Genomic DNA, 12656 nt, shown 5'->3' on the forward strand with positions numbered 1-12656 from the left:
ATTAATAGAAATACAATTGAAAATATTTAACAACTTATCCAACTATAATTCCAATTCAAAAACCTTTATAACCATTGGCACATTTGACGGTGTACATGTTGGGCATCAAAAAGTTTTAAAGCAATTAATTAAAGGAGCAGCTAAAAAAAATGCTGAATCTCTTTTACTTACTTTTTTTCCGCATCCAAGAATGGTATTACAAAAAGATATTGACATTAAATTAATTAATACTATTGATGAACGAATTAATTTGTTTAAAAAAAGTGGTTTAGATAATGTAGTTGTGTATGAATTTAATGAAGAATTCTCCAGACTTTCAGCATTAAAATTTGTTAGAAATATATTAGTAAATACGTTACATGTTTCTAAACTTTTTATTGGTTACGACCATCATTTCGGAAAAAATAGAGAAGGAAATTTTGAACAATTAGAAGATTACGGTCATACCTACGATTTTAGTGTAAAAGAAATTTCTCAAAAAGACATTGACAATATCGCAGTAAGCTCCACTAAAATTAGAAAAGCAATTTCTAACGGAGAAATTGAAAAAGCAAACAGTTATTTAGGTTACAATTTTATGCTTACCGGTAAAATTGTTGAAGGAAAAAATTTAGGAGAAAAAATAGGCTTTCCTACAGCTAATTTATTTATTAAAGAAACCTATAAACTAATTCCAAAAACTGGAGCGTACATAGTAAAATCATTTATAAACAATAAGGTGGTTTACGGCATGATGAATATTGGATATAGACCTACGGTTAGTGGAAAAAATCAAACTATTGAAATTCATTTTTTTAATTTTGACCAAAATTTATATGGAGAGATTATTAAAATTGAAGTTCTTAAATTTTTACGTGAAGAACAAAAATTTAATTCAATTGACGAATTAAAACATCAATTAAAAAGCGATAAAATAAAATCTCTACAACTTATTGACACTTCAAAAGTTATTTAAAATTAGTATCTTCAAAAAATGAAAAAGCTTCTAATTTATCTTGCTGCAATACTACTTATAATGTCTTGTAAACCTGTACAAAAAACAACAGCCATAAATCAAGAAGAATTAATTGATATGGAAACTATCAGTCAAAATATTGAAGATTGTATGGAAAATTCAACATGTACACTTGAAATTATTCCAAACAAAACTATTGAATTTAAAAAAGATAAATTTAACATTGGCTATCCAGTTATTAATAATGGAAATAAGATTTTATTAAAATATACTTTTAGTAAAAACACAGAAAAAAGCCTAAAAGATGGTTCGTATACAGAAATAGTATATGCAGAATTAAGCTCAATAGAAAATATGACTCTTATAAATCAGGACCTTCAACAAATAAAATTATATTTTGGAAGGTTATGTTATTGCAAAGGTGAAACAGGTTATTTTCCTATTGAAAAAGGCTCTTTTTCAATAGCTCGGCTTTCAGAAAACAAATTTAATTTCGATATAAATTTCACTATTACACAAGTTCCACAAATTATTTCGAGCATTAACCAAACAATTTCCTTAAAATAAAATCTTTAGTTTTATTCTATATTGTTAAATTTGCGCATTAACAAAATCAAATTAGAATGTTACAAGTAGCGTTTATTAGAGAAAACAAAGAAATTGTTTTAGAAGGATTAGCTAAAAGAAATTTAGCAAATGCAGAAGAATTAGTGAGCAAAACTATTGCTGCTGATGAAGAAAGAAGATCAATTCAAACAGAATTGGATAGTGTTTTAGCAGAATCTAATAAATTATCAAAGGATATTGGGCAATTATTTAAAACTGGTAAACGTGAAGAAGCTGAAGTTTTAAAACAAAAAACGGTTGAATTAAAAGAAACTTCAAAAGTTTTAGGTGAAAAACTACAAGATAAAGCAAACGAACTACAAGAATTATTATACTTAATTCCTAACATTCCAAACAAAATTGTTCCTGGAGGAAATTCTGAAGAAGATAATGTAACTATTTTTGAAGAAGGAACCGTACCAACGTTACACGAAGGTGCATTACCGCATTGGGAATTAGCTAAAAAATACGACATTATTGATTTTGAATTAGGAAACAAAATCACAGGTGCAGGATTTCCAGTTTATAAAGGTAAAGGAGCAAAATTACAACGCGCTTTAATCAATTACTTTTTAGATAAAAACACTGAAGCTGGTTATAATGAAGTTCAAGTTCCACATTTAGTAAACGAAGCTTCAGGAATTGCAACTGGACAATTACCAGATAAAGAAGGTCAAATGTATCACGATGCGCAAGATGATTTATATTTAATACCAACTGGTGAAGTTCCAGTAACTAATATTTATAGAGATGTTATTGTAAAAGAAAGTGAATTTCCAATTTGCAATACAGCTTATACTCCTTGTTTTAGACGTGAAGCTGGTTCTTACGGAGCGCATGTTAGAGGTTTAAATAGATTGCATCAGTTTGATAAAGTAGAAATTGTGCGTATTGAACACCCTACAAAATCTTACGAAGCACTTGATGGAATGGTAGAACACGTTAAAGGAATTTTACAAGAATTAAAAATGCCTTATCGTATTTTACGTTTATGTGGTGGTGATATTGGATTTACTTCTGCTTTAACTTATGATTTTGAAATGTTTTCTACAGCTCAAGATCGTTGGTTAGAAATAAGTTCAGTTTCTAACTTTGAAAATTTTCAAGCAAATAGATTAAAACTACGTTTTAAAAATGCTGAAGGAAAAAGTGAATTAGCTCATACACTAAATGGAAGCTCTTTAGCATTACCACGTGTTTTAGCAGGTTTATTAGAAAACTGTCAAACACCTGAAGGCATCAAAATTCCTGATGTATTAATACCTTATTGCGGTTTTAATATTATTAATTAGATTGTGTTGCAACTAATTTTAATTGGTTTTTGTAGTTGTTCATTTCTACTAAAGCTTCAAAATACTTGTGTAATTTTCCTGCTTTCATAAAGTTTGTTGCTTTTTGTTTAGCTGTCTCGTATTTTCTGATTAGTTCTTTCATTTTAAAAAAATTTGATTGTTTTATACTGTTAAGACAATTTCCGTGCCAAAATGTTACAGATGTTATTCCAAAAACTATTGGTTTTATAAATATTTTAACACTTGATTGGTTATATTTACCAACATAAACTCACTAAATATGCGTGTTTTTTTGATTATTTTAATTGCCTTATGCTCTTTGCAAACTTTTGCACAAGAACAGCAATTAGCCTATCAATACTTTAGAAATGGTGAATATGAAAAAGCATCAGCTATTTATAAAACCTTATATGAAAAACACCCTTACAACTCTAATTATGTTAACTATTTAATTGATTGTTACCAGCAATTAGAAAAATACAGCAATGTAGAAACCATTATTGAAAATCAATTAAATAATTACCAAAAAAAAGAATATTTATACGCAGAACTAGGTTATAATTTTCAATTACAACAAGATACTATTCAAGCTAAAAACTATTATCAAAAAGCTTTAAGCTACATAAATAAACCTAAAAATGCTGCTTTAGGCTATTTAATAGGAAAATCATTTCAAGATAATCACTTATTAGATTATGCAATAAAAGCTTATAAAAAAGCAATGGAAGTGAATCCAACAGTTAATTATTATTTTCAATTAGCTTTTATTTATGGCGAAAAAGGGGAAATAGAAAAAATGTTTGACACGTATTTAAACATGATTTCATTAAACGATAGTTATTTACCCTCTTCCAAAACATATATTGGAAAATTTATTACAGATGATAGTGAAAACAAGTACAATATTTCGTTAAAAAAATTACTTTTTAAACGCATGCAAAATAACCCAGACACTAACTGTAATGAGATGTTAAGCTGGTTATATATGCAACAAAAAGATTACAATAAAGCGTTAATACAAGAAAAAGCAATTTATAAAAGAACTTTAGAAACGCTAACTACAATAATTGAAGTTGGTGGAGTTGCTTTTGAAAACAACGATTATGAAACAGCAAAAAATGCATTTGAATATGTAATTGAAAATGCAACTGATAATTCTGATAAATTAGCTGGAAAATTATATCTACTACAAATAGATATGGATCAAGAAGCTTCTATTGAAACCATTCAAAATCAATTTTTAGAATTATTTAAACAATACGGAAATGGTTTTGAAACTTTTGGAATTCAACTAGCGTATGCAGATTTTTTAGCGTTTAAAAAAAATGAAATTAACAATGCCATTAACACGTTAAAAAACTGTTTAAAGCTTCCATTAAGCGATTTTGAAAAAGGAAAAGCTAAAACTAAAATAGCAGATATATTAGTTTTTGATAATAAATTTAACAGCGCATTAATTTATTATACACAAGTTCAAAACAATCTAAAAAATCATGTAATTGGGCAATTAGCACGTTTTAAAATAGCAAAAACTTCATATTATAAAGGAGATTTTGAATGGGCACAATCCCAACTAAAAATACTTAAAAACTCTACCTCACAACTTATAGCAAACGATGCTTTAGATTTAAACCTACTAATTACAGATAACCAAGTAATGGATAGTTTAAAAATTGCATTAAAAACGTATGCTAAAGCAGATTTGCTTTCGTTCCAGCATAAAAATACTGCTGCTATTGATACTTTAACAGCACTTTTATCTATAAAAAGTTTAAAAGAACATCCAATTATTGATGAAGCATTATTCAAACAGGCTGAATTATTTCAACTTGAAAAAGAATTTGATAAAGCTGAAACAAATTACCTAAAAATTATAGCACTAAACCCCGAAGATATTTTAGTTGATGATGCCATATATAAATTAGCAGAACTCTATAAAAACCAATATAATAATCTGGAAAAAGCTAAAGAGTATTATCAAAAAATAATTTTCGAATACCCTTCGAGCATATATTTAGTAGAAGCTCGAAAAAAATTCAGGAAACTACGAGGCGACTTTGTAAATTAGTTTGGCTACTTTTGACAATTAAAATCAACTATAAGCTTTAAATTTTACAATAATTTAATCTTTCAATAAAAATGTACATATACAACGTAACAAGTAATATAGACCAAAGTATACACGATGAATGGCTGCAATGGATGAAATCAAAACACATTCCTGCTATGCTTTCAACAGAATTGTTTACTTCTGCAAAAATAAGCCAGGTTATGGTTCAAGAAGAAATGGGAGGAACTACTTATGCGGTGCAATACACAACCGATAGTGTAGAAACGCTTGATATTTATTACACTAAATTCGATGCAAATATTCAAAAAGAAATAAAACAACTTTTTGGTGAAAAAGTACTATCATTTTCAACAGAATTACAAGTAATTGCTGAACAATTTAGCATGAGTCTAAAAAACTAAAAATAAAAAAGCTTTTTATGAGTGTAAGAGCAAAAAAACACCTAGGTCAACATTTTTTAAAAGATGAAAATATTGCAAAAAAAATTGCAGATACTTTAACCGAAAAAGGGTATAAAAATGTTTTGGAAATTGGACCAGGAATGGGTGTTTTAACAAAGTATTTGCTCCAAAAACCATTTACAACACATGTAATAGAAATAGATACAGAATCGGTTGAATATTTACAATCTCATTACTTAAATCTAGCAAATAGAATAATTTCAAAAGACTTTTTAAAAATTAATATATCTGATTTTTTTGGTGATGAACAATTAGCTATTACTGGAAATTTCCCTTATAATATTTCAACACAAATAGTTTTTAAAACTCTTGAAAACAAAGAACAAATTGCTGAATTTACAGGAATGTTTCAAAAAGAAGTTGCCCAACGTATTTGTGAAAAACCTGGCACAAAAGCATACGGAATTCTATCGGTTTTAACACAAGCTTTTTACACTGCTGAATATTTATTTACGGTTCCACCTTCAGTATTTAATCCGCCTCCAAAAGTAGATTCTGGTGTTTTACGTTTAATTAGAAAAGAAAATTATTCAATTCCAGTAAGCGAAAAAATGTTTTACCGAGTTGTAAAAACGGCATTTCAACAACGCAGAAAAACACTTCGTAACAGTTTAAAAACATTGAATCTTTCGGATAGTTTACGAGAAGATAGTATCTTTGGAAAACGTCCAGAACAATTATCGGTTCAAGAATTTATAAGCCTCACTTCTAAAATAGAGAAAGATGTCAGTTGAAATAACAAAACAGTTTATAGAAGATGTTCAGCTTTTAATTGCAGATAAAAATAACAAATCGTTATTATTGCTATTAGAAGAAATCCATTATGCGGATATTGCTGAAATTTTAGAGGAACTATATCTTGAGGAAAGTGTTTACTTAATTCGACTTTTAGATAGTGATGTAACTTCAGAAGTTATTGCTGAATTAGATGAAGATGATCGTGAAAAAATTCTAAAAGAGCTTTCTTCTAAAGAAATTGCCGAAGAACTTGGCGAATTAGACACCGATGATGCCGCCGATATTATTTCTGAACTTTCTGAAGAGCAAAAAGAAGAAGTAATTTCGCATATTGAAGATGTAGAACACGCCAAAGAAATTGTAGAACTTTTACGTTACGACGAAGATACCGCTGGTGGATTAATGGCAAAAGAGTTAGTAAAAGTAAATGAAAATTGGAATGTACTAACATGTGTTAAAGAAATGCGAGCACAAGCAGAAGAAGTAACTAGAGTACATTCTATTTATGTTGTTGATGATAATGATAAATTAAAAGGTCGCTTATCATTAAAAGATTTACTAACCACTTCAACTAAAACAGCTATTAAAGATGTTTTAATAAAAAAAGTTGATTCTGTAACAGTACATGAAGAAGCAGAAGAAGTTGCTAGAATAATGCAAAAATACGATTTAGAAGCTATTCCAGTAGTTGATGAATTAGGACGTTTAGTTGGTAGAATTACCATTGATGATATTGTTGATGTAATTAAAGAAGAAGCCGAAAAAGATTACCAAATGGCTGCCGGTTTAGTTGAAGATGTAGAGGCAGATGATACTATTTGGGAACTTACAAGAGCACGTTTACCTTGGTTATTTTTAGGTTTACTTGGTGGTGTTGGTGCTTTTTTAATTATGGAAGGTTTTCAAGAAGCTTTTAATAAATATGCCGTATTATTTTTCTTTACACCACTAATTGCCGCAATGGCAGGTAACGTTGGTGTACAATCTAGCGCTATTATTGTTCAAGGTTTAGCCAATGATGATATAAAAGGAAGTATTAACAAACGGCTTTTAAAAGAAATGCTTTTAGCTTTACTTAATGGTTTGTTTTTAGCACTATTCCTATTTGCGTTTGTTTGGATTTATAAAGGCGAAATGATGAAAGCTTTAGCCATATCTGTTTCACTTATTGTTGTTATTGTTGTTGCAGGTATAATAGGTACTTTTATTCCTTTATTTTTAAACAAAAGAGGTGTAGATCCTGCAATTGCTACAGGACCATTTATTACAACCTCAAATGATATTTTTGGAATTTTAATTTATTTCTGGATTGCTAAAATGATTTTAGGAATCTAAACTTGCATAATTAGCATCTTCAGGGTGTTTAGCCATAAACTCTTCAGCCTTTTCAACCATATTTACACTTCCACAGAAAAATGGAACACGTTGGTGTAATTCTGTTGGTTTTATATCCATAATTCTTTTATAGCCATCACTTGCTTTACCACCTGCTTGTTCAGCTAAAAACGCCATTGGATTACATTCATACAACAATCTTAATTTTCCTTTTGGACCAATAGAACTTGTTGGGTATAAATAAATACCACCTTTAATCATATTTCTATGAAAATCTGATACTAAAGATCCTATATAACGTGAAGTGTATGGTCTGTTATCCTTTTCTTCTTGGCAATATTTTAAATAATCTTTTACACCTTGTGGAAAATGCACATAATTTCCTTCATTTATAGAATAAATTTTACCGTCTTTTGGAAACATCATATTAGGATGCGATAAGTGAAAAGAACCAATTGCAGGGTTTAATGTAAAACCATTTACACCATGTCCAGAAGTATAAACTAACATTGTTGATGTACCATAAACTACATAACCTGCAGCTACTTGTTGGCTTCCACATTGTAAAAAATCTTCAATTTGAACAGGCGTACCAATTTTTGTAACTCTTTTATAAATTGAAAAAATAGTTCCAACAGAAACATTTACATCTATATTTGATGAACCATCTAATGGATCAATCAACATTACATACTTATTCTCGTTAGTTCCCTGTTTACCTTTAATTACAACAAACTCATCTTCTTCTTCACTTGCAATTCCGCAAGCAATTTCTCTGTTTACAAGCGTTTTCATAAATACATCATTCGCGTAAACATCTAATTTTTGTTGATCTTCACCTTGAATATTAGTATCACCAGCAGCACCTAAAATATCTACCAAACCAGCCTTACTTACACTGTGATTCACAATTTTAGCCGCAAGTTTTATAGAACTTAACAACCTAGAAAACTCACCCGAGGTTGATTTGTAATGTTTTTGATTTTCTATAATAAATTCTCCAAGTGTTGTTAAATTAATCTCTTCCATTTTTAATTGTAGTTTAAGTATGTATACAAATATCGTATTTTTTTTTTGTAAAAACAGCCTATTTTTCACATACTCATATCATTAGATTTTTTACATTAGCCAACTATATATTATTATAAGTGTATGAATTTTACAATTAGAAAAGCTGAAATAACAGATATGCCTTCTGTTTTAAAACTAATTAAAGAATTAGCTATTTTTGAAAAAGAAGAAAATGCGGTAATAGTTACCGTTAATGATTTAGAAAAAGCAGGTTTTGGTAAACAACCATTATTTAATTGTTTTGTTGCTGAAATAAATAATAAAATTGTTGGAATGGCATTATTTTACCCAAGATATTCAACCTGGAAAGGACCAACCATTCATTTAGAAGATTTAATTGTTACTAAAAGTAAAAGAGGATTAAAAATTGGAAGTGAATTGTATAAAAAAGTTATAGAATACGGTTACAATATTGGTGTTGAACGAATAGAATGGGCTGTTTTAGATTGGAATACTCCTGCTGTTAATTTTTATGAAAGTACAGGTGCGCAAGTACTTAGAGATTGGGATACGGCACAAATTGATCGCGCAGCAATGCAAAAATATTTAGACTTATAATAAATGAGAATTTTTAAGTTTGGTGGAGCATCTGTTAAAGATGCTGAAAGTATTAAAAATGTAGCCAATGTTTTAAAACATGAAGGTATTGAGAATACATTGATTGTTATTTCGGCTATGGGAAAAATGACAAACGCTTTTGAAAATATTATAAATCTCTATGTTAAAGGCAAACCTGAAGTTAAAGATGCTATTAAGTTTGTTAGAAATTATCATTTTGAAATTATAAATCAGTTATTCGAAAATTCTAAAGAAATTACTTTTGAAATTGAAAAACTTTTTGGGCAAATGAGTGGTTTTTTAATTTCAAACAAATCTAAAAATTATAGTTTTATTTACGATCAAATAGTTGGTTTTGGAGAATTAATTTCAACAACTATTGTTAGTTTTTACTTAAATAAAATTGGAATAACCAATTGTTGGATTGACGTTAGAGATTATATTAAAACAGACTCAACTTATAGAAATGCAACTATAAATTGGGAAGAAACTTTAAACTGTATTTCAAAATTAGACAACCGTAAACTATATATTACACAAGGTTTTTTAGGTAGCAATTCAAAAAAAGAAACCACAACATTAGGTAGAGAAGGTTCCGATTATTCTGCAGCAATTTTTGCCTTTTGTTTAAATGCAACTAGTTTAAGTATTTGGAAAGATGTTGACGGTGTTTTAAATGCCGATCCTCGTTATTTTAAAAACACACAATTATTAGAACAAATTTCCTATTCTGAAGCAATTGAAATGGCTTTTTATGGCGCTTCGGTTATTCATCCAAAAACATTAAAACCTCTAGAAAATAAAGAAATTCCTTTGTACGTTCGTTCTTTTACCAATGTTACTAAAAAAGGAACAGTAGTTGGAAAAGGAAAAACTTTAGTTCCCGAAGTTCCATGTTTTATATTAAAACAAAATCAAATTTTAGTTTCTGTTTCAGCATTAGATTTTTCGTTTATGGTAGAACATAATTTAAGTGATGTTTTTAAAATACTTCACAACCATCAACTAAAAGTAAATTTAATTCAAAATTCAGCATTAAGCTTTTCTGTTTGTATTGAAGATACGTTTAACACTTTTCCAGATTTTCTAAAAGAAATTAAACAAAAATACACCGTTAACTACTGGAATAGCACCATATTATATACCGTTAGGCACGCTACAAAAAATGCAATTGAACAAATTGAACAAAAAGGAAATGTGTTATTAAAACAAATAACACAAAATACTGTTCAAATAGTAATAAATTCATAAAAATAAAAAGCGTATTTTTGTATTTAGCCAAATTAACAATTAATGAGTTTAGTAACACCTAAAGAAGTTGCAAAAGCTATTAACCTTGATAAATATGGTTTTATTGGAACCTTTATTGGTTGGGTTTTAATGAAACTTTTAAGAATTTCGTCAATTAATAGAATTTACAACAAAAACAAGCATTTAAAAGAACTAGATTTCTTAAATGCTATTTTAGAGGATTTTGGAGTGACTTTTGATATTCCTGAAGAGGATTTAAAACGTATTCCAAAAGACGGTGCTTTTATTACCGTTTCTAATCATCCGCTTGGAGGTGTTGATGGTATTTTACTTTTAAAATTATTAATTGAAAAACGACCTGATTATAAAATTATAGCCAACTTTCTACTGCATAGAATTAAACCCATGAAACCTTACATAATGCCTGTAAATCCTTTTGAAGACAGGAAAGATGTTAAGTCGAGTTTAACTGGTTTAAAAACTGCATTGCTACATTTACGCGAAGGAAATCCGTTAGGTGTTTTTCCAGCTGGTGAAGTTTCAACTTATAAAGATGAAAAATTAATAATTGATAGACCTTGGGAAGATGGTGCTATTAAATTAATACAAAAAGCCAAAGTTCCAGTAATTCCAATTTACTTTCATGCTAAAAACAGTAGGTTATTTTACTTTTTATCTCGCATACACGATACGTTTAGAACCGCAAAATTACCTTCTGAATTATTATCACAAAGTGATCGTGTAATAAAAGTAAGAATAGGTAAACCTATTTCTGTAAAAGATCAATTGGAGTACAAAAACACACAAGATTTTTCTGATTTTATTAGAAAAAAAACATACATGTTAGCAAATCCTTTTGAAAAGGCATCTAAACCACTAACTTCAAATTCATTAAAAATAAATAAATCTCCTAAAGAAATTGTAACACAACGTAATGTTGATAAAATGATTCAAGAAGTTGATGATTTACGCAACAATGATGGTAGGTTATTGGTAAGTAAAAATTACGAAGTATTTTTTGCGCCTAGTAAAAAAATTCCAAATATAATGTTTGAAATTGGAAGGCTTCGCGAAATTACATTTAGAGAAGTTGGTGAAGGAACAAACCTTTCTATAGATTTAGACACTTTTGATAGTTATTACCATCATCTATTTTTATGGGATAACGAAACTAATTTAGTAGTTGGCGCATATAGAATGGGACTTGGAAAAAATATATACAAAAAACATGGAATAGAAGGTTTTTATGTTCATACACTGTTTAGATTTGAGCCCGAGTTATTCTCAATGATGGAAAATTCTATTGAAATGGGAAGAGCTTTTATAATTAAAGAGTACCAACAAAAACCTATGCCATTATTCCTTTTATGGAAAGGAATTGTGCATGTTACGCTACGTTATCCTGAATACAAATATTTAATTGGAGGTGTTAGTATAAGCAATCAATTTTCAAACTTCTCAAAAAGTTTAATGATTGAGTTTATGAAATCTCATTATTACGATCCATATATTGCTCAATATATTAACCCTAAAAAAGAATATAAAGTTAAACTGAAAGATGCCGACAAAGATTTTGTTTTTGACGCTACTAAAGCAGATTTAAATAAGTTTGATAAGGTTATTGACGAGTTGGAACCTGGCGCTTTAAGAATGCCTGTATTAATAAAAAAATACGTAAAACAAAACGCTCGATTGGTTGCTTTTAATGTAGATCCTAAATTTAATAATTCTGTAGACGGTTTAATGTATATAAGAATTGCCGATATACCAGATAGCACCGTAAAACCTGTTATGGAAGAATATCAGGCTGAATTGGAGAGCAAATTAGAAAATGATAAAAAAGAAGAAAAGGCTGTCTAAAAAGTGAATTTTTGTCTACCTGAACTTTGTTTACTCATCTATTTCTTATAGTATCATAAGAAATTGGAGAAACTTCGATTTTAGGTTCTCATACACTAATTAATAATCAGCATAATGAGATTCTGAAATAAATTCAGAATAACAATTTTCAATGTTTTTTAAACAGCCTTTTCTAAATAATTCTTATTAGAACCATTGTTTTTCGTTAACTTGATAAGTTTCAATAAACTCATTATCAGATTTTGTTAAGTAAATAATTCCTTCAATAAAAGGAATAATACCTAATATACCACAGCTAATAATTGAAATTATAATTTGAATAATTCCTGCTTTTGTGTATCCTAAAATAAATTTGTGAATACCCAAAGAACCTAGCAAAATTGCTAAAACACCAGCTACTATTCTTTTACTTTCTTGTTGAGGAGCTACGCCTCCTTTTTCGTCTAAAACATCCATTT

General features: G+C 28.7%; 13 protein-coding genes. 10 read left to right on the top strand and 3 right to left on the bottom strand.

Annotated features, from left to right (window positions below):
• The first annotated feature begins 16 nt into the window (after window positions 1-16).
• The 3 genes from R3X25_RS03435 to serS are packed head-to-tail and all read left to right on the top strand — an operon-like array spanning window position 17 to window position 2853.
• A complete protein-coding gene (locus R3X25_RS03435) occupies window positions 17-955 on the top strand; it encodes a bifunctional riboflavin kinase/FAD synthetase (RefSeq protein WP_317671874.1) in 939 nt (312 codons plus the stop codon).
• Between the two features lie 18 nt (window positions 956-973).
• Entirely contained in the window at window positions 974-1522 is a 549-nt protein-coding gene (locus tag R3X25_RS03440; protein WP_317671876.1) for a hypothetical protein, read from the top strand.
• Window positions 1523-1578: 56 nt separating this feature from the next.
• On the top strand, window positions 1579-2853 hold the full coding sequence (serS, locus tag R3X25_RS03445) for a serine--tRNA ligase (RefSeq protein ID WP_317671878.1): 1275 nt from the start codon (window positions 1579-1581) through the stop codon (window positions 2851-2853).
• Here serS and R3X25_RS03450 read toward each other — a convergent pair.
• Window positions 2846-2995: a hypothetical protein gene (locus R3X25_RS03450; RefSeq protein WP_317671880.1), complete on the bottom strand. Its 150-nt coding sequence runs from the start codon at window positions 2993-2995 to the stop codon at window positions 2846-2848. The two genes, serS and R3X25_RS03450, sit on opposite strands and share 8 nt — an antisense overlap.
• 138 nt (window positions 2996-3133) lie before the next feature.
• Here R3X25_RS03450 and R3X25_RS03455 point away from each other — a divergent pair, with 138 nt between their 5' ends.
• From R3X25_RS03455 to mgtE, 4 genes are all read left to right on the top strand, one after another.
• On the top strand, window positions 3134-4921 hold the full coding sequence (locus tag R3X25_RS03455) for a tetratricopeptide repeat protein (protein WP_317671882.1): 1788 nt from the start codon (window positions 3134-3136) through the stop codon (window positions 4919-4921).
• A gap of 71 nt (window positions 4922-4992) precedes the next feature.
• A complete protein-coding gene (locus R3X25_RS03460; RefSeq protein ID WP_317671883.1) occupies window positions 4993-5325 on the top strand; it encodes a DUF4286 family protein in 333 nt (110 codons plus the stop codon).
• 17 nt (window positions 5326-5342) lie between these two features.
• The gene (rsmA, locus tag R3X25_RS03465) at window positions 5343-6119 is read left to right on the top strand and encodes a 16S rRNA (adenine(1518)-N(6)/adenine(1519)-N(6))-dimethyltransferase RsmA (protein ID WP_317671885.1); all 777 of its coding nucleotides are present in this window, start codon (window positions 5343-5345) and stop codon (window positions 6117-6119) included.
• Window positions 6109-7458 carry a magnesium transporter gene (gene mgtE, locus R3X25_RS03470; protein ID WP_317671887.1) on the top strand — a complete coding sequence of 450 codons (1350 nt, stop codon included), beginning with the start codon at window positions 6109-6111 and terminating at the stop codon, window positions 7456-7458. The genes rsmA and mgtE overlap by 11 nt, the downstream gene beginning before the upstream one ends.
• Here mgtE and fbp read toward each other — a convergent pair.
• Complete coding sequence (gene fbp / locus R3X25_RS03475; protein ID WP_317671889.1) at window positions 7447-8487, bottom strand: class 1 fructose-bisphosphatase; 1041 nt, start codon at window positions 8485-8487, stop codon at window positions 7447-7449. The genes mgtE and fbp overlap by 12 nt on opposite strands.
• Before the next feature lie 123 nt (window positions 8488-8610).
• Here fbp and R3X25_RS03480 point away from each other — a divergent pair, with 123 nt between their 5' ends.
• From R3X25_RS03480 to R3X25_RS03490, 3 genes are read left to right on the top strand one after another with little or no spacing between them, the layout of a single operon-like run.
• A complete protein-coding gene (locus R3X25_RS03480; RefSeq protein ID WP_317671891.1) occupies window positions 8611-9087 on the top strand; it encodes a GNAT family N-acetyltransferase in 477 nt (158 codons plus the stop codon).
• A gap of 3 nt (window positions 9088-9090) precedes the next feature.
• Window positions 9091-10338 (top strand): aspartate kinase, encoded by a 1248-nt coding sequence (locus tag R3X25_RS03485; protein WP_317671893.1) that lies wholly within the window; start codon window positions 9091-9093, stop codon window positions 10336-10338.
• Window positions 10339-10380: 42 nt separating this feature from the next.
• Window positions 10381-12198 carry a lysophospholipid acyltransferase family protein gene (locus R3X25_RS03490; RefSeq protein WP_317671895.1) on the top strand — a complete coding sequence of 606 codons (1818 nt, stop codon included), beginning with the start codon at window positions 10381-10383 and terminating at the stop codon, window positions 12196-12198.
• 186 nt (window positions 12199-12384) lie between these two features.
• Here the strand turns inward: R3X25_RS03490 and R3X25_RS03495 are convergent, their stop codons facing one another.
• Window positions 12385-12654 (bottom strand): TM2 domain-containing protein, encoded by a 270-nt coding sequence (locus tag R3X25_RS03495; protein ID WP_317671897.1) that lies wholly within the window; start codon window positions 12652-12654, stop codon window positions 12385-12387.
• Window positions 12655-12656 lie beyond the last annotated feature (2 nt).

This window comes from Lutibacter sp. TH_r2 (assembly GCF_033101135.1).
GTDB lineage: Bacteria > Bacteroidota > Bacteroidia > Flavobacteriales > Flavobacteriaceae > Lutibacter.